Below are 19,444 nucleotides of genomic sequence, written 5' to 3' on the forward strand. Positions count from 1 at the left end.
AAATGTAAGCAATGAAAAAAATTAAAATTCTACTAATTGTAATAATTGGTATGGCCACCTATTCGTGTCAGGATGATCCTTGGGAGGATATAGAATCCGGAGACTGGAATAATGAGAGAAGTGTCATTTCAATCAAATTTCAGAATCAAGTAGGACAACCTACTATTGATAGAATTAATGATGAAACCGGAGAAATCGAGCTATCAATTAATGGCGATGCCGTTGAGAACCTAAGCGCTATAAGTTTAGAGGAATTGGTTCTATCGTATGGAGCGACTTCTAATGTTGAAAAAGGTGAAAGTCTTAATTTTGAAAATGCGGATAATACTGCAGTACTTACAGTAACCTCTCAAAATGGAAAAAAACGTGATTATACTATTAAGGTGAATTCATTCACCGAGAGTATTCTTGGTAGATACGAAATTGATAACTTAATAGTATATGGGGGGACTGGACCTGAATATGGAGGAGGAGCAATACTGGATTTAACCTCTAAACCATGGATATGGCCTGAAACACAAGGACCCCAGACTGAGCTTGATAATTATCTAGTTTTTGAATTAGGAGGGATTACGGCGGAAGGAAATACTTATGGTACAGTAACTAATTATGCTGGGCCAGATGAATTATACGCTGATTTCCAGTTTGTTCTAGATCCAGTAACAGATGTTAACAATTTTTACAGAAAAATACCTGAGGGGGAGGCCGAATGGTTGAGAGACTATAATACAGGCACAATTACTTTTACTTTCCCAGATGGTCGTATTACAAGAGGAACTATTGAATCGGCAGGTACTGAAGATTTAGGCAATGGCTTGAGTAAAACTATAGAGAATATGGCTTTCGTTTTCAACTTGAACGGAACTGACGCATGGGATAATATTTATTCCGATTATGATAAGTTTGCTAAACGTCCAAGAAGATATTGGATAGAGGTCACCAAACAGAATAATTAGTTATATGAAGTATTTCTGCGTGTCCTATATAACATTCAGTTTAATTTTAGTTTTAACATCCTTTAGTAATAGTTGTATAGCTCAGGCTGATGCAACTGTTACTGTTGAAGGAGATATAATTACGCTTGAAAATTATTTAGGAAATGGTGTTCAATGGGATCCGTATCAACTTGATTATGGAAAGGTAGAGCTAGAAATTTCTAAAAATGACTGGGATAAATTGTACAGTCGTCTTGACTTTATGAAACCCCAAGTTGTTAGAGTAATGGTAAATACTACTTCATCCATTATTAATGATACTTTAAATCCGTATAGGGAATTCAAAGATTTAAAACCTATACTAGATTATTGTCAGTCTCGCTCGGTAACTGTAACCTTTGGTGATTGGGGTGGAGGAATGGTTGATAGTAAAGCTAAAACCATCAATGAGAAAAATTTAAGATTTGCTGCTCAGTATCTGGAATTTTTGGTTAATACTAATAATTACAGCTGTATTAAATATTACAATCTTATAAATGAGCCGAACGGTTTTTGGTCTTCTACTGATGGTAATTACAATTTATGGAAGAATGCAATGCAGTTTTTTTACAGTGAAATTGAAGAACTTGATTTAGCTCATAAAGTAAAAATTATGGCTCCGGATATAGCAATTTGGAAAACGGATAAAATTGATTGGGTTTCTAAAAGTGCGGATGATCTTGAAGATGCTGTAGGTTTATATGATATTCATACTTATCCGTCAAAAACAACTGTAAATTCCGGAAGATACGAGAACATAATACGCGCATATAGAGAAGCAGCACCCCATAATGTTCCTATGATTATGGGAGAAATCGGGTTTAAATTCGTTGAACCAGAAGATTCAATTTACCAGAAAGAAAATATTCACCGGGCAAAGGCAAAACCTTATGCTTCTATAGAAGACTCTCAAATGTTTGTCTATGATTTTAGTTATGGAATTGATATGGCTGATGCCCTTTTCCAAACAGTCAATGCTGGTTATGCAGGGTGTGTAGTATGGATGTTGGATGATGCAATGCATTCAAAAGAATCTCCTAATAAACTTAAAGTTTGGGGATTCTGGAATATTCTCGGTGAAGAGTATTTTGGAGACACGGAAGAAGAAGTAAGACCTTGGTATTATGCATGGTCCTTACTAAGTAAATATATGCCACAAGGTAGTAAAATATTAAAAGTAGAGACGGCAGGTGATCCCGCAATTAAGGCTATCGCATTAAAATATAAAGGAGCTTATACAATAGCATTAATTAATATTTCAGGTGAAAATAAAAAATTAGACTTGGTCCCCTCCAAATATGAAGGAAAAAGCCTTTTTAAAAAATTTGTTTATTCAAAAAATCACCTAAATAAAGTAGGGGGTTACAGTTTAAAACCCAATGATGAGATAAACCTAGTGTTTTCTTCAAAAAACCAAGTTGACCTTCCTGCTGAGTCGTTGACAGTTTTAACTACTATTAAATAATAATCTATGAAAATGAAAAAGAGAATGAACTGGTTGATTTTATTGTTATTCACAATTATTAGTTGTTCCAAAGACTCTCCAGAAGTAGATGTAACCGACGATGAAACTGGAGAAGAAATCGAAAATACTACATTAAGCCTGGTAGATTCAAAAGCTACAGATGCTACAAATGCTTTGTACGCCAACTTATGGGAGGTACAACAAAACGGTACTATGTTTGGTCATCACGATGATTTAATATATGGTCGTAACTGGTATACCGAAAATGGACGCTCTGATATAAAGGATGTGGTCGGTGACTATCCAGCAGTATTTAGCGTAGATGTAGCAGAAATCATGGACGACAGAAGCGATGTGTCAGAATTAAATGATGATAGAATTCGTACAATTAAGGAAGCGCGGTCCCGGGGAGAAGTAATCATAGCGAATATGCATTTAAATAATCCCTTAACTGGTGGTGACTCTTGGGACAATTCAAGCAATTTTGTTGCAAAAGAAATTCTTACTGATGGTAGTCCAACCCAGATCAAATATCAAGGTTGGTTAGATAAACTGGCAGATTTTGCGAATAATCTAAAGGATAAAGAGGGAGATTTAATACCAATAATATTTAGGCCATTTCATGAACATACTCAGACCTGGTCTTGGTGGGGAAGAAGCGCTACAACTCAGAATGAGTTTATTCAACTTTGGAAGTTTACTATTGATTATTTAAAAGATTCTAGGAACGTTCATAATTTTATTTATGCTATATCACCTCAATTGGATCAAGCTGGTTCCAAAGATAGTTTTCTTTTCCGATGGCCTGGAGATAACTATGTGGATTTCATAGGGATGGATAGCTATCACGGTACCAATACAACAGCTTTTAGTACCAATCTTCGTAATCTATCTTTATTATCTCAAGAAAAAATGATGCCTTGCGGGGTCACTGAGACCGGTGTAGAAGGTATACGCCAAGCAGATGGAACTTCAATTAAAGATTATTGGACAAGCGAAATTGGCGTTCCCTTAACAGGAAAAGAAATTTCGATGGTAGTTCTCTGGAGAAATAAATATGATCCTAACAATACTGGCTATCATTACTTTGCACCCTTTGATGGAGAACCAACGGCTCCAAACTTCAGAGACTTTTATGATATGTCCCACATACTTTTTAGTGGAGATCTTCCTAATATGTATAGTATGCCCAACGATGTAACTGTAAAATAATATCATGAAAATAGAGAGAATTATCGTAGGAATAATATTGTTTTTGTCTCTAGGTTGTAGTCCTGAGGAACCTGGAGTTAATGAAAATATTCTTGAAGTAGAAAATATAACCATAAGCAACCAGAACATAACTATTGGTGGTTCTAAATTTTACGTGAATGGAAAGGAAATTTTTTTCAATGGTGCAAATACGGCCTGGCAGCCCCAAGACGACTATAGTATTGATTTCTTAGGGAGGAATTTTGATTATAGCTGGTGGGAAGCTGAATTTGAGCGATATAAACAAAATCATATCAACCTTGCCCGAATATGGATTCACGGCGCCGGAAATTATAGTCCTTCCTTGAATGGCGATGGACTTGTAACAGGAGCAAGTTCTCAATTTTGGCAGGATATGGATCAACTGGTGGAAATTGCAAAGAGTAAGGGTGTTTACATAATGCCTACTTTCTGGTCTTTCGATATGGTAAAAAATACGAGCGACAACTACAATCAATATCGACAAATTATTAATGATCAGAATAAAACTCAATGGTATACCGAATATTTTTTAGAGCCTTTTCTGGCCCGATATGAAAACGAGCCTATCATTATGGGGTATGATATCTGTAATGAGCCTGAACATATGTGGAGGGATTCAAATTGCGGAAATCTTTCTAAGAATAATGTCGTGCGCTTTGTGGCCATGATGGCAGCCTCTATTAATGAACATAGTCAAAAACCGGTCACTGTTGGTTCTATGTGGATAATTTTTAATAGCAACCGTTATTCCGGATGGGATGCTTACGCCGGTAATAATTACAGCGCTTCTTCTTTGCAGGCGCAATACGAGGATAACAATGCTTATCTTGATTTTTGGTCGCCACATTGGTACCAGTGGCAATCATCTGACGCCCCTTTCGATACTTCGATCGGCTATTGGTTGGATAACGGAAATAAACCGTCATTAATTGGAGAAACACCAGGCTACGATATTAATAGTAGCACATATAACAATGCAAATAACTGGAATATCACGTTGGCCAATTATTATAAACAATCTTATTGGAATGGTTATGCAGGAGTTTGCGCGTGGAAAAATCCCCATGAAAATGATAATTATGGATATTTTAGTTCCATAGCCACAGCTACAAATGATTTTTATAATAACTATCCCAATCTCGTAGACCCTAATGCCGGAAATATGGGTTTTTCTTCGGGTTCGGTATATCAAATAAAATCGATCGCTACTGGAAAGGTTTTAGATGTTGAGGGGGGCGTTTCGGCTACTTCCAATGGAGATAATATTCAGCAATGGGAATATCTAGGTCAGAGTAATCAGCACTGGCAGATAAATGATTTAGGAAACGGTTTCTACAATTTTATCGCTCAGAATAGTAATAAGGCTCTTGATGTTTTAGGATTCAATACTAATAACGGGGGAAATGTCGGGCAATGGGATTACGAAGGTAAAACTAATCAGCAATGGGAAATAACTAAACTTTCAAATGGATATTATCAAATCATTAATCGAAATAGCGGAAAAGCATTGGATGTTGCAAACGGAGTAAGTTTCAGTAGTAATGGTTTAAATATTCAGCAATGGGATGTAAATGAAAAGAATAATCAACAATGGCAATTAATTCCAGTAAATTAAATAAGAGAATGAATGAACTGAAAAAGCCTGCTTTAAATAAGGTGAAGGTTAAACTTAAAAAACATAAAGATAATCCAGTATTATCTCCAAATTCTAAAAATAATTGGGAAAGTCTGGTTACTTGTAATCCCGGTGTATGGTTTGAGAACGGAAAATTTTACATGCTATACCGAGCTGCAGGAAATGATGAAGAACATAGGATTTGTTTTGGACTGGCAACCAGTGAAAATGGGAAAGATTTTACAAGGGTTTCAGATAAGCCGGTCTTTGAACCTAGTAAAGATGGACCAGATATGGGAGCTGTGGAGGATCCTAGAATTGTAAAATTTGGGGAGGAATATTATATCACTTATGCTTATCGGCCCTATCCCCCAGGCCAATATTGGAATTTCGGTCACGATGAGATAAGATTACCCAAAGTTGGGGAAGATGCACCCTCTGTTTTAAAATATAATATAGCAAATTCAGGATTGGCTCTCACTAAAGATTTTCGAACTTTCCGTAGACTTGGGCGTATAACCAGTCCTCAGTTAGATGATAGGGATGTAATAATATTTCCGGAAAAAATTAAAGGTAAGTATGCCATGTTACATCGTCCCAAAGAGTGGATAGGTGCTGAATATGGTTGTGACCACCCTTCTATCTGGATTAAATTTTCCAAAGACCTGATGGTTTGGGACGCACCCAGCAAATTATTGCTTAGTGGCATTGAGGGGACGTGGGAAGAAAAAATTGGAGGTAGCACGCCGCCCCTTAAAACAAAAGACGGTTGGCTAATTATCTATCATGGTGTTGAAAATGGGGGACAGGGTTTTTACAGGGTTGGTGCTGCACTCCTGGATCTTAAAGATCCGACAATCGTGACTCATCGTCTCCCGGATTTTATTATGGAACCTGAGTATGATTATGAATTGGAAGGTTACTACAGGGGCTGTGTGTTCCCAACTGGAAATATGATAATTGACGGAACTTTGTACGTTTATTACGGGGCCGCAGATAAATACATAGGCCTCGCTACCTGTGCTCTGGATGAACTCTTAAATGCCCTCAAAAATGCTTAAAAGGATTCACAAAATATATTTCACAGTTTGCTTAGCTGTCTTACTTTTTGGATGTAAGGACGAAAAAAGGAAGATTAATCCTGATGCGATCACACTACAAGTTGACCAAATCATTTCATCCTCGAAAGATTTTATTGGAGGAGGTGTAGAATGGTCAGCATATCCCCATGCAGATGCTCAAGATGCTGAATGGGGTATGTTGATGACAGATGATAAATGGGATACTGTATTTAAGCGTCTGGATTTCATGCAGCCAAAAATTGTTCGGGTACTTGATCAGGCTAATTGGAGATATCTTGAGGGAATGGATAAAAATGGAAATCCCATCGTGAACTTTGATAATCAGGAGATGAAAGCCCTTTATAAATTACTCGATTATTGTGAAAAAAATGATATTCAAGTGATTTTAGGGGAATGGGGGCAGCCTTATAAAGTTCATGATACCAATCTAAACATGCAGAATGCATTTACCGGAGCCACCGATCCCAAATGGATTTCTCTTATTGCAGATCATCTTCAGCATCTCATTAAGAAGAAGGATTATACATGTATAAGATACTATAACATTGTAAATGAACCGAATGGATATTGGTCTTCCATAGATGGAAATTGGGCAGAATGGAAAGAGGCTGTTACCATGCTTGATAGCGCTATTACTTCAAGAAATTTAGATCAGGTAACATTGATGGGCCCAGATGCTACACCTTATGATAATGAGAAATCACAATACAAAGGAAATGAATGGGCAAAACAGGCTGTATTACAATTAAATGATGTTTTGGGAGCCTATGATGTGCATGACTATCCTACAGTAGATAAAGTTAGATCTGGTCAATTTCAGCAGGATTATTCCCAAATGATTAGCTTTGCAGATAGCCTGGCTCACAAACCTTTCATTTTGGGTGAAGTGGGTTTCGAGAAATATGTTGAACCAAATATAAAAAGGTATGAAGCCGATCCATATGCAAGTCCAGATAGTCAGATGAGAATCTATGACTACGATTATGGTGTGGATATGGCCGATGTAATGGCCCAGGCATTTAACTCAGGGTTCGATGGTGTTATCGCCTGGGGTTTGGATGACGCTATGCATACTAATGGTGATACAGGGGATAAAAGCCAGTTGAAGCGTTGGGGGATGTGGAACATCCTTGGAGAGGAATTAACAGGAGACAAGTCAGATGAAGATATTCGGCCATGGTTCTATACCTGGGCTTTGATGACCAGATATTTTAAAGGTGAGATGGATATTGTTAAGACAAGCGGAAAATTGCCCGATATGGTGAGATTCGTTGTTGGTAAATCCACTGATGGCGATATCACTTTTTCAGTAATAAACAATTCCGAAGATGATATAGAATTAACTATAGATATTAAATCCTTTAATGCAAACGGTAAAGGATTTAATAAATATTTATATTCTGAAAGTACACGTCCGGTGGATTCAATGGGCTTCCCTATACCTGAAAAGAAAAATTTGATGCTTGAAGAGAGCTTCGAACTAAAATTATTGCCGAAAAGTGTAGTCTTGTATACTACATATAATGCTAGAGGAAAATCATGAGCTTAAGTACAATAGATTTCACGGTATTGCTTGCCTATATATTATTCATAATTTGGTGGGCATTAAAAAATGGGAAAACTGAGAATTCAGACGACTATTTTCTTGCTGGACGAAACCTTTCCTGGCCTATGATAGGTCTTTCTCTTTTCGCAGCGAGCGTTTCTAGCTCTACTTTGATGGGACACTCTGGTGAAGGTTTTATAAGTGGAATAGCCGTTTTTAATTACAATTGGATTTCTGTACTCGTCCTTGCTTTTTTCGCTACTTTTTTTCTACCATTTTATATTAGATCAGGTATTTTTACTATGCCAGAATTTCTTGAAAGAAGGTTTGATGGAAGATCAAGAACTTATTTTTCTTTCATTACAATCATCGGGAATGTATTTTTAGATGCTGCCGCTACTTTGTATACTGGGGCACTTATTATAAAAATGATTTTTCCTGAAGCTGAAATTGTATGGATAATTATTGGAATGGCTGCAGTTGCAGGAAGTTACACAATAATAGGTGGTCTCTCTTCTGCCATAAATGCTGATATGATACAGGCTACGATCTTAATAATTGGTTCGGGATTATTATTCTTTTTTGCACTTAAAAATATAGGGGGATGGGAAACCTTTGTGGAAAGGTTTAATGATGGGTTCTGGCTTAAGTTGACTCGCCCTCTTGATGACCCCACTGTTCCATGGTTAGGTATGTGGGTAGGAATTCCTATTCTAGGATTCTACTTTTGGGCAAATAATCAGGTGATGGTTCAAAGAGTACTCTCTGCAAAATCTGTAGATCATGGAAGAAAAGGTGTTTTATTAGTTGGATTTTTATACTTATTAACCATTTTTATTTTTATTATTCCAGGTTTGATAGCAAGAGGTATAGATCTGTATGGAGTAGAAAATCTACCTCACAAAATAATCAGTGGTAGTGTTCTAAAACAGGAATATGGAATTAATACAGATCAAGTTTATCCACGACTAATTCTTGAACTTTTGCCTATTGGTCTTATTGGAATTATTCTTTCTGCCATGATTTCAGCCCTGACTTCAACCTTGAGTGCTACATTAAGTTCGGTATCTACCCTTTTTACAATGGATTTCTACAGTAAAATAGATAAAAACGCCAGTAGTAAAAAGAAAGTCCAGGTCGGGCAGTTTACAGCAGTTATTACGCTTATAATTGCTGTAATTTGGGCTCCCTATATCAGGGAGTTTGACTCTCTTATTGCTTATTACCAGGAAATTGTTTCTTACTTGGCTCCTCCAATTGTAGGCACTTTTTTCCTTGGATTGTTCTGGAAAAGAGCAAATGGAACAGGGGCAATTACCGGTTTATTTTCCGGACTTTTTGTGGCAGCGACAATCATGATAATGAAGTATACTTTCGATATCGATATGGGACTTCATTTTTTGCTTCTAGCACCAATACTTCTTGTTATAAGTTTATTTATAACCATAGTAATTAGCCTTGTTACCTCGCCGCCATCCGAAGAAAAGGTTGTGGAAAATACCTGGACGGTGAAAATATGGAAAGAGGAAACTAAAGCAATGAAAGAAGTGGTGTGGTACAAGAATTTTCGAGTACAGGTGGTTGCTTTAATTATAGCTTGTTTTGGAATGTATGCAGCTTTCTTCTAAAAAAATAAAAATGAGAATTTATAAACTTTTAATAATTCTTTTAATAACATCTAATCTTATGGCTCAGAAAGATGTAGGCATCGAGCATAAAGTGGACAGCCTTTTGAATCGAATGACATTATTAGAAAAAATAGGTCAAATGAATCAACTTTCAGCAGATGATATGGAAACCAATTATGGACTTATAAGGAAAGGTCTCGCTGGTTCTGTATTAAGTATTACAGATCCCGAGGTTGCGAATAAAGCACAGCGAATAGCTCTTGAAGAAAGTAGGCTGGGAATCCCCATTATTATTGGCAGGGATGTAATCCATGGCTTTAAGACCATTTTCCCTATTCCATTGGGGCAGGCAGCCAGTTTTGATGAAGAACTGGTTCAGCAAGGAGCCAGAATCGCGGCTGTGGAAGCCTCTTCTGTAGGTATTCGTTGGACCTTTGCCCCGATGATGGATATTACCCATGATCCCCGATGGGGGAGAATCGCTGAAAGTCTCGGGGAAGATCCTTTACTGGCTTCAAAGCTAGCTGTTGCGATGGTAAAGGGGTTTCAGGGTGATAATCTTTCCAATCCTAATGCGATTGCGGCATGTGCCAAACACTTTGCAGGTTATGGGGCTGCCGAGGGAGGCAGGGATTACAATACCACATCGATAACCGAACGTGGTTTTCGTAATCTCTATCTGCAACCATTTGAAGCTGCAGTTAAAGAGGCGCATGTGGCAACCATCATGTCTGCCTTCCATGCCAATGATGGGATACCTGCGACGGCGAATAGATTTTTGTTGAAGGATGTTCTACGTGATGAGTGGGGGTTTGACGGTTTTGTAGTATCAGATTGGGCATCGGTGACTGAAATGATCGATCACGGTTATAGCGAAAATGAAAAACAAGCCGCCATGCAGGCTATTAATGCCGGGGTTGATATGGAAATGGTCAGTGGTACTTACCTGGCTAAGGCTGAAGAACTTCTTAAAGAGAATAAGATTTCCATTAATGCGATAAATGATGCGGTAAGGAATATCCTTAGGATTAAATTCCGGTTGGGATTGTTTGATAATCCTTATGCTTCAGGAAATACGGAAGAGGTTTTTTACGCCCAAGACCATCTTGAAAAGGCAAAATTGGCCGCGGAAGAATCTATAGTTATGCTTAAGAACAAAAATTCAATTTTGCCCTTTAAGAACGTGAAAGACATTCTTGTGGTTGGTCCCCTGGCCGATAAGCCCCATGAACAGATGGGGACATGGGTTTTCGACGGCGAAAGTAGTCACACCCAAACTCCATTAAAAGCTTTACAAAAGCAATATGGCAAAAATATAAACATTGAGTACGTACCTGTTCTGGAATACTCGAGGGATAGCGATACTTCTACGTTACAGGAAGCTATCGCAAAGGCAGCAGAAGCTGATGTGATCTTGGCCTTTGTTGGAGAGGAATCTATTTTATCCGGGGAAGCTCATAGTCTATCCAATTTACATCTTCAAGGAGCACAATCTGAGATGATTGAAAAGCTTTACGAAACTAGAAAGCCTTTAGTAACTGTGGTGATGGCAGGAAGACCGCTGGCAATTAAAGATGAAATTTATAAATCTAAGGCATTACTCTACGCCTGGCATCCAGGGACGATGGGTGGGCCAGCCATTGTTGATTTGCTTTTTGGCAAAGCCAATCCATCAGGTAAATTGCCGATGACCTTTCCAAAAAATGCAGGTCAGATTCCAATGTACTATAATCATTTAAATACGGGCAGGCCCGCAACAGGTAATGATGCAACGTTGGAGAATATACCTGTGGGTGCGTTGCAGACTTCCCTGGGAAATAGATCCGTATATTTGGATAGTGGCCATGAACCCTTATTCCCTTTTGGTTTTGGCCTTTCTTTTACCCAATTCAAGTACGGCGAACCACAACTGAAGAAAGACACGTTAGAGGTAACTGACATTCTCGATGTGTCAGTTGAACTTAGTAATGTTGGAGAATGCGAGGGAACTGAGGTGGTGCAACTCTATACTCGAGACCTGTCAGGTTCAATAGCAAGGCCTGTTCGGGAGCTTAGGGATTTTCAAAGAGTCAGCTTAAAAGCAGGAGAAAGTAAAATAGTCACTTTTAAATTACCTGTAGAGCAACTCTCCTTTTGGAATATCGACATGGAAGAAAAAGTTGAAGTCGGAAAATTTCAGTTATGGATTAGCAAAGATAGTAATTCGGGCGAACCGTTAAATTTCGAGATAAGATGATGAAGTACTATCTAATTTTACTTTCAGTCTTGCTAATTTCTTCTGTGAATGCTCAGGAATTTGTTCAGGTTCAGGATGGTCAGTTTATCAGAAATGGAAAAACTTATCATTACCTGGGAACCAATTTCTGGTATGGAATGAATTTAGGTTCTAATAATAAGGAAAGGTTATTGCGGGAATTAGATCGGCTAAATCAACTCGGAATCAAGAATTTAAGAATAATGGCGGCCTCAGAAGGAGACATAGATGCTCCCTGGAGAATGCAGCCATCTTTACAAAAAGAACCGGGAGAATACGATGAAGATCTTCTAATGGGGCTTGACTTCCTTCTTAATGAAATGAAGAAAAGAAATATGCTGGCTGTGGTATGTCTCAATAATTTCTGGCCTTGGTCCGGCGGGTTTTCTCAATATGTCTCATGGGCAAATAATAACGAGGACATTCCTTTTCCCCCTCCCGCAGATGGAGGCGACTGGCGCAGTTATCAGGAATACTCAGCGAAGTTTTATAAAAATGAAAAAGCTCAGGAATGGTTTCAAAATTTTATCAAAATCCTTGTATCCAGAAGGAATAGCATTAATGGTATGATGTATAAGAATGACCCCACCATTATGGCCTGGCAACTGGCTAATGAACCTGAAGGAGTAGATAATCCGCACCTGTACAGGGAATGGATATTCGAAACCGCTCAATTTATAAAGCAGTTGGATAGTAATCACCTTGTCTCTATAGGCAGTGAGGGAAATACTCCCTCTGCTAAAAACGGTACTAATTTTTTCAAAGATCATAATAATCCTTCTATCGATTACTGCACATTCCATTTATGGGTGCAAAATTGGGGCTGGTATGATCCAGAAGATGCAAGGGAAACTTATAGCAAAGCTATTCTTAAAGCTTCCCAGTATATTATAGATCATTTAAAAGTAGCCGAGAGACTAAACAAGCCCATAGTGTTGGAAGAATTCGGAATTTCCAGAGATGATAATAATTATGAGTCTCGTTCCAATATATCATATCGCAATGATTATTATCAATTCATTTTTCAATCGCTCTTAAATTATTCCCAAAACATCAGACAGATGTCAGGAGTGAATTTCTGGGCGTGGGCTGGTGAAGGGAGGCCTCGGGAACCTAAAGCAATTTGGAAGGAAGGAGATGATTTTATTGGAGATCCTCCTCATGAATATCAGGGCTGGTATTCTGTTTATGATACAGATATTTCGACCCTACAAATCCTTCAAGATTTCACTGGAAAGTTTAACTCTCTTGATACTTCTTTGCCGGATAGTTCAACAAATAAGCTTTCCAAATGAGAATAAATCAACAGAATATTGGTAAATACTTTTTATTGTCTATAGTGATATTTCTTTTGTCCTGTTCCGGACATAAGGAAAAGGATCAAGAAGTCAAAAAGCCAAACTTCTTATTCATCCTGGTTGATGATCAGCCTTTTGATGCTTTACAAAGTGAAGCAAGATACCGTTTCTTAGAAACTCCTAATATGCAGAGGCTTGAAGATGAGGGCGTCAAATTTACAAATTATTTTTGCACAGTGTCTTTATGCTCACCTTCCCGAGCATCTATACTTTCAGGGACTTATCCGCATATTCATGGTGTTAACCAGAACCATCCAAAAGTTGATCCTGACTGGGAAACATTCAAGTCATATCCGAATATTCTTCACGAAGCAGGATACGAGACTGCGTTCATAGGTAAAATGCACATGGCTCATAAGCACGGGGAAGAACAGCCACGGCCTGGTTATGACTATTGGTTAGGTTTTAGTGGACAGGGGAGATACTTTGATCCTGAATTAAATGAGAACGGAAGGGAATTTACCGAAAAAGGCTATATCACAGATATTCTTACTGAAAAGACTGTCCAGTGGCTTATAAACGGACGTGATAAGAATAAACCTTTTAGTTTGAACTTATGGCATAAGGCTGTTCATGAACCCTATAGGCCTGCCCCGCGACACGATTCTCTTTATCATTCAGATTCTTTACCTGTACCACCGTATGACACCGCTTCAGAAACATTCAAAGGTAAACCGGAATGGCAGCGTATTAAACAGATGGATTCTGCCTGGAAGGAATACGAGCCGAAAGATGATATGCCGGTTAAAGAATGGGATCCGAATAATAAACGCTTTATGTCTCTCTTAAAGACATTAAAAGCAGTAGATGAATCCATAGGGAAAGTACTAAAGACACTTGCAGAAATAGGGGAACTGGATAATACAGTAATAATATATAGCAGTGATAATGGTTATTTTATGGGAGAGCATACCTATTGGGATAAACGTATTGCGTATGATCCTTCCATGCGTATTCCTTTGCTTATTCGTTATCCGAAGATGATTAATCCTCAAAGTAAGATTGATGAGTTATGCCTGAACATTGATTTAGCTCCAACAATACTTGAAATCGCCGGTGTCCCAATTCCGAAAAAGATGCAGGGAAGGTCAATGATGAACCTTCTAAAGAAAAAAGAACCTGTTCCGGACTGGCGTAACGCTATACTCTTTGAATATTATGTTGATGATGTTTATCCTTACGCAGGTCCTAATATGATCGCGATTCGTACGGATTCATTGAAGTACGTTGACAATTTTATTGAAGATGATATTGATGAATTGTATGATTTGAAGAACGATCCCGGAGAGATGAAGAACCTCATTAAAAATCCGGAATATGTTGAGGAACTTGATTATATGAAAAGACTGGAAGCTGATTTAAAGAAGGAATATAAATATAATCCCGAAAGGGATTGGTGGCTTGATCAGGTAATAAACAATGAAGCCGAAGATTAACTTTCAAAAAATTAGAAATATGGAGATAAACCGAAGGAATTTTTTCGAGCACGCCGGTTTGGGATTGGCTGCTTTTGGATTGGGAGCATTTTCTCCCGCATACGCTTTTACTAAAGATAATATAAATAAACCTTATAATGCGGAAGGTCAGCAGCTCTTTATAGGAAAAGATATCGCAATAGTACAAACCATGTATGGAAAAGTGAAAGGTTTTGTTTTACGAAATATATTCACATTTAGGGGAATACCTTATGGTGACGATACTTCTGGTGAAAACCGATTTATGCCACCAAAGGAGCCAAAACCGTGGGAAGATGTTCGTCCGGCTGTTTTTTATGGGAATTCAGCTCCTCAGGATATTTATGATCGAAGTCCGGAGTCATATAGTGCATTTGTCGACCATTGGAATTATGATGAGTTAGGTGAGGATTGTTTGAGGTTGAATGTTTGGACGCCTTCCCTGGAACGCAAAAAGAGACCCGTACTTGTTTGGTTACATGGAGGCGGTTTTGCCCGCGGAAATGGAATTGAACAGGATGGCTACAATGGCGAAAATATTTCCAGAGCGGGAGATATTGTTTTTTGTTCTATAAATCACCGGCTGGGGCCTTTCGGATTTTCTGATTTTTCTGGTGTGGATCAAAAGAAGTTTGGTAATTCAGGGAATGTAGGAATGCTGGATATTGTCGCTGCACTAAAATGGATTAATGAAAACATAGAAAATTTTGGTGGAGATCCTGATAATGTAACTGTTATGGGACAGTCCGGGGGAGGAGCAAAGGTGTGCAATATTGCTGCTATGCCTGCTGCAAAAGGTTTGGTGCACAAAGGAATTGCATTAAGTGGTTCTGCAGTAGAAGGAGGTAATCAAGAATATACTCGAAAGCTCGGCGAATACATTCTAGAGGAAGCAGGATTAGGAAAACACGAAGTGCATAAACTTCAGGAAATCCCATGGAACGAATATTATGATCTGGCGTATCGTGCTTCTGAAAAAATAAAGGAAAAAGGTTTAAACATGAACCGCGGGGGATTTGGCCCTATAGCTGATGGAATTAACATTCCGAAAGGGAATTACTTTAAAACCGGTAAAAACGAACAACCAGATATTCCCTTAATTTTTTGTACCACTTTTCATGAGTGGAATCCAAATCGCGATAATCCTGGACTGGAAAATATTAGTTTAATCGAAGTGGCAGAGAAGATCGCAGATCGTTATGGCGAAAAATCCATAGATATTGTAAATGCCTATGCAAATCTCTTTCCCGAGGCTACACCCATGGAGATTTGGGCTCTTGTTGTTTCTAATCGCCAGACGGTGGTTCATGCCGCTAATCAGAAGTTAAAACAGCAGTCTTCGGTTTATATGGCATGGTTCGGTTGGGAATCGCCGTTATTTGACCATAGGCATAGGGCTTTTCATTGTATAGACATAAGTTTCTGGCTGTTGAATACCGATAAGATGATAACCCATACCGGAGGAGGACAAAGGCCACTTCAACTATCCATGCGTATGGCTCAGTCCCTTATAAATTTTATGTATAAAGGCAGCCCCAATTGTGAAAATTTACCCGCATGGGCTGAATATACCAGTGAGCAAGGTGAAACAATGGTTCTGAATGATAAATGTGAATTGAAGAATGATCCAGACAGGGCAGCAAGGGCTCATCTGGGATAAAAACCATTGATATTTATGAAACTTATTGTGTATTTACTGCTCTTTCTGTGTTTGGATTTATCTGCGCAAATACGCCCAGGCAAAATCCAATCTTGGGTGACTACTCCGGAAAGGTCTATGTTATTTCAGAAAACTGCCGAGCCAATTTATTTTTCAAATCAGAGCAGCGGAAGAAATCCAAAGATCACTATTGATCCTTATCAGTCATTCCAATCTGTTGATGGTTTTGGCTTTGCACTTACCGGAGGTAGTGCTGATCTTTTAATGAAAATGAAAAAAAATGAACGCTCTAAAATACTTGAAGAATTATTCTCAAGGGAAGGCAATGGTATTGGGGTGAGTTATATAAGATTAACTATGGGTGCTTCGGATTTAAACAGTTTTACATTTTCGTATGACGATCTAAAGGAAGGGGAGAGGGATTATGAATTGCAAAAGTTCAGTCTCTCTCAGGATCTTGAGGACGTGATTCCGGTGATGAAAGAAATACTCAGTATTCAGCCGGATATTAAAATTATGGCTTCTCCTTGGTCCGCTCCTATATGGATGAAAACCAATAAGAACATTCGTGGAGGCAAGCTAAGAAAGAATACTTACGGCGTGTATGCTCGTTATTTTGTGAAATATGTGGAGGCAATGCGGCAGCAGGGAATTAACATAGATGCTGTAACTATTCAAAATGAACCGATGAACTCGAGAAATACCCCCAGTATGAGTTGGTTAGTTAATGAACAGACGGATTTTGTAAAGAATTATTTAGGACCCGCCTTTGAACAAGCTGGTGTGGAAACTAAAATTGTGATATTTGATCATAATACAGATAGACCGGATTATCCTTTGACAATTTTAAACGACCCTGAAGCGGCAAAGTATGTGGATGGTTCAGGTTTTCATAACTATAGGGGGGATATGGAAGCGATGAGCCTTGTACACCTGGCAAGACCAGACAAAAATATTTATTTTACAGAACAGATGCTAACGGAAGATCCGGAAAGTAAAGAGATCAATATTAGCGCTGCAGTAAAACGTTTGATTCTTGGTCCCATTCAAAACTGGAGTAAGAATATTATTCTCTGGAATCTGGCGGCAGACCCTCAAAACGATCCCCATACAGATAATGGAGGCTGTTCCATGTGTCAGGGAGCCATTACCATCAATGGAAATGATATTTCAAGGAATATAGCTTTCTATGCAATGGCTCATATTTCAAAATTTGTGACCCCGGATTCCCAACGGATTGTCTCTACAAATCCCGGTGATAGATCTGCTAAGCTTTATCTAGATGAGCAGCGCGCAAATGTTTACAGAATAGGAGTTATTGAAAATACACAGGTTTTACCAAATGTGGCTTTTAAAACAAATAATGGGACAATTGTTTTAATAGTGGTAAATGAATCCTATAATAGAAACTCTTTTCAGATTCAATATAAAGGTACCTATGCAAAAATAGATTTAGCGCCGGGAGCAGTGGGAACTTATTTATGGGAGGAATAATTCCCTGGAGGATATTGAAAGTCAATTAAAATTACCGTATGCAGTATAATTTTTTTAATAAAATCTTTGTTCTATTTTTCCTGCTCCAATCCTGTGTAAATTCGGATTCAGAAAAAAATACCTTGAATGGTGAAGAGTCTGCAAGACCCAATATTATTTATATAATGGCAGACGATCTCACCATCCAGGCCATAAGTGCATATGAAGGTATATATCAGCACATTGCTCCTACACCGAATATTGATCGGATAGCAGCAGAAGGGATGCTTTTTCATAATGTAATGTGTACAAATGCTATCTGCGGTCCAAGTAGAGCATCCATTTTAACAGGAAAATATAGTAATATTCACGGTTACTATAAAAATGAAAGCGGTGGTAAATTTGATGCTTCGCAGTGGACATTCCCTCAGGAATTTCAGAAGAATGAGTATCATACAGCTTTATTTGGAAAATGGCATTTGGGATCAGAACCAAAAGGCTTTGATATCTACAAGTATCATAATGCTGCGGTTCAGCAGGGTACTTATTGGGATCCACTTTATAATGAAAATGGAAAAGATGTTCGCGAAAAGGGTTATGCCACAAATCTCACTACAGATTTTGCCTTGGATTGGCTGAAACAACAAAAAACCGGCAAGGAACCTTTTTTAATGCTATTACAGTATAAGGCTCCTCATCGCCCCTGGAAACCTGATTCGACTTACTTGAATCTCTGGAAGAACAAAGAAATACCATATCCAGATACCTTTGATGATGATTACAAGGGAAGAAAGTCAACTGCGGGTGACACTGAAATGACTTTGGATTATCTCACAAGAAGTGATATGAAATTAAAACCTCCAGAAAATCTTAAAGCAAAAGAAAGGGTACAGTGGAATATGTATGGAGCAAAAGCAGGAGAAATTGTTCAGCCCGAAGGAATGACTTATGAAGAGGGTAAAAAATGGAGGTATCAGAAGTTCATAAAAGATTATCTGGCATGCGTTAAATCTGTAGATGACAACATAGGACGTGTTCTTGATTATTTGAATGAAAACGACTTGGCTGAAAATACAGTGGTTATCATCACCTCAGATCAGGGATTTTATCTCGGTGATCACGGATTCTTTGACAAACGTTTTATTTATAAAGAATCTATTAAAATGCCTTTTATGATTAGATATCCAAAATTGGTGAAAAGGGGAAGTGAAAATAGAGATATAATAGCAAATATTGATTTTGCACCTACATTACTTGATTTAGCAGGTATTGTGAACTCTCCTAAAATTCAAGGAAAAAGTTTTGTGCCAATGCTTCGTGGAGAAAAGTCATCTTCCTGGAGAGAAAGTATATACTATCATTATTATGAATTTCCCTTTTGGCATCATGTGCAACCTCATTATGGAATTAGAACTAGGCACTACACATTGGCCCATTTTTACTACGATATAGATAAATGGGAATTATATGATCTTGAAAAGGATCCTAATGAACTACACAATGTAGCATACGAACCTGAATATGCTACTGTTCTTGATAGTCTTCGTTATCAACTGGAACAACTGATGAGAAGATATGATGATAATAAATCGTTGGAGAAATTTCGAGAAATTAGTGATAAAGATTTTGGTAACATTTCAGAAAGAACAGAAAGTGCTGAAATGATAGAAGACCGAACCGAAAATTGAAAGATAAACTACCT

General features: G+C 38.1%; 13 protein-coding genes. All 13 read left to right on the plus strand.

Going from position 1 to position 19,444, the window contains the following annotated elements:
- Positions 1-50 precede the first annotated feature (50 nt).
- The 13 genes from AC13DP_RS15415 to AC13DP_RS15475 are packed head-to-tail and all read left to right on the plus strand — an operon-like array spanning position 51 to position 19,430.
- Positions 51-956, plus strand: coding sequence for a hypothetical protein (locus AC13DP_RS15415; RefSeq protein WP_483068071.1), 906 nt, complete (start codon positions 51-53; stop codon positions 954-956).
- 4 nt (positions 957-960) lie between these two features.
- Positions 961-2,439: a hypothetical protein gene (locus tag AC13DP_RS15420; protein WP_483068072.1), complete on the plus strand. Its 1,479-nt coding sequence runs from the start codon at positions 961-963 to the stop codon at positions 2,437-2,439.
- A 42-nt stretch (positions 2,440-2,481) separates the two neighbouring features.
- Positions 2,482-3,651: a glycoside hydrolase family 26 protein gene (locus AC13DP_RS15425; RefSeq protein ID WP_483068073.1), complete on the plus strand. Its 1,170-nt coding sequence runs from the start codon at positions 2,482-2,484 to the stop codon at positions 3,649-3,651.
- Positions 3,652-3,655: 4 nt separating this feature from the next.
- Entirely contained in the window at positions 3,656-5,287 is a 1,632-nt protein-coding gene (locus tag AC13DP_RS15430) for an RICIN domain-containing protein (protein ID WP_228249245.1), read from the plus strand.
- The gene (locus tag AC13DP_RS15435) at positions 5,263-6,348 is read left to right on the plus strand and encodes a glycoside hydrolase family 130 protein (protein ID WP_228249246.1); all 1,086 of its coding nucleotides are present in this window, start codon (positions 5,263-5,265) and stop codon (positions 6,346-6,348) included. Before AC13DP_RS15430 ends, AC13DP_RS15435 begins: the two co-directional genes overlap by 25 nt.
- Entirely contained in the window at positions 6,341-7,912 is a 1,572-nt protein-coding gene (locus tag AC13DP_RS15440; RefSeq protein WP_228249247.1) for a cellulase family glycosylhydrolase, read from the plus strand. The genes AC13DP_RS15435 and AC13DP_RS15440 overlap by 8 nt, the downstream gene beginning before the upstream one ends.
- Entirely contained in the window at positions 7,909-9,543 is a 1,635-nt protein-coding gene (locus tag AC13DP_RS15445; protein ID WP_228249248.1) for a sodium:solute symporter, read from the plus strand. Before AC13DP_RS15440 ends, AC13DP_RS15445 begins: the two co-directional genes overlap by 4 nt.
- Positions 9,544-9,553: 10 nt before the next feature.
- Complete coding sequence (locus tag AC13DP_RS15450) at positions 9,554-11,779, plus strand: glycoside hydrolase family 3 N-terminal domain-containing protein (RefSeq protein WP_228249249.1); 2,226 nt, start codon at positions 9,554-9,556, stop codon at positions 11,777-11,779.
- On the plus strand, positions 11,776-13,092 hold the full coding sequence (locus AC13DP_RS15455; RefSeq protein WP_228249250.1) for a glycoside hydrolase 5 family protein: 1,317 nt from the start codon (positions 11,776-11,778) through the stop codon (positions 13,090-13,092). The genes AC13DP_RS15450 and AC13DP_RS15455 overlap by 4 nt, the downstream gene beginning before the upstream one ends.
- Before the next feature lie 44 nt (positions 13,093-13,136).
- Entirely contained in the window at positions 13,137-14,591 is a 1,455-nt protein-coding gene (locus AC13DP_RS15460) for a sulfatase family protein (RefSeq protein ID WP_483068082.1), read from the plus strand.
- A gap of 19 nt (positions 14,592-14,610) precedes the next feature.
- Positions 14,611-16,269, plus strand: a complete 1,659-nt coding sequence (locus AC13DP_RS15465; RefSeq protein ID WP_228249252.1) for a carboxylesterase/lipase family protein — start codon at positions 14,611-14,613, stop codon at positions 16,267-16,269.
- 15 nt (positions 16,270-16,284) lie between these two features.
- Positions 16,285-17,763 (plus strand): glycoside hydrolase family 30 protein, encoded by a 1,479-nt coding sequence (locus tag AC13DP_RS15470; protein ID WP_228249253.1) that lies wholly within the window; start codon positions 16,285-16,287, stop codon positions 17,761-17,763.
- A 38-nt stretch (positions 17,764-17,801) separates the two neighbouring features.
- Positions 17,802-19,430, plus strand: coding sequence for a sulfatase family protein (locus AC13DP_RS15475; protein ID WP_228249254.1), 1,629 nt, complete (start codon positions 17,802-17,804; stop codon positions 19,428-19,430).
- Positions 19,431-19,444 lie beyond the last annotated feature (14 nt).

It is taken from the genome of Zunongwangia sp. L-65 (genome assembly GCF_056859415.1).

Coding starts and splice junctions, on each gene's coding strand:
- AC13DP_RS15415 (WP_483068071.1), top strand. CDS start 51: ATGGCCACCTATTCGTGTCAGGATGATCCTTGGGAGGATATAGAATCC.
- AC13DP_RS15420 (WP_483068072.1), top strand. CDS start 961: ATGAAGTATTTCTGCGTGTCCTATATAACATTCAGTTTAATTTTAGTT.
- AC13DP_RS15430 (WP_228249245.1), top strand. CDS start 3,656: ATGAAAATAGAGAGAATTATCGTAGGAATAATATTGTTTTTGTCTCTA.
- AC13DP_RS15435 (WP_228249246.1), top strand. CDS start 5,263: ATGGCAATTAATTCCAGTAAATTAAATAAGAGAATGAATGAACTGAAA.
- AC13DP_RS15440 (WP_228249247.1), top strand. CDS start 6,341: ATGCTTAAAAGGATTCACAAAATATATTTCACAGTTTGCTTAGCTGTC.
- AC13DP_RS15445 (WP_228249248.1), top strand. CDS start 7,909: ATGAGCTTAAGTACAATAGATTTCACGGTATTGCTTGCCTATATATTA.
- AC13DP_RS15450 (WP_228249249.1), top strand. CDS start 9,554: ATGAGAATTTATAAACTTTTAATAATTCTTTTAATAACATCTAATCTT.
- AC13DP_RS15455 (WP_228249250.1), top strand. CDS start 11,776: ATGATGAAGTACTATCTAATTTTACTTTCAGTCTTGCTAATTTCTTCT.
- AC13DP_RS15465 (WP_228249252.1), top strand. CDS start 14,611: ATGGAGATAAACCGAAGGAATTTTTTCGAGCACGCCGGTTTGGGATTG.
- AC13DP_RS15470 (WP_228249253.1), top strand. CDS start 16,285: ATGAAACTTATTGTGTATTTACTGCTCTTTCTGTGTTTGGATTTATCT.
- AC13DP_RS15475 (WP_228249254.1), top strand. CDS start 17,802: ATGCAGTATAATTTTTTTAATAAAATCTTTGTTCTATTTTTCCTGCTC.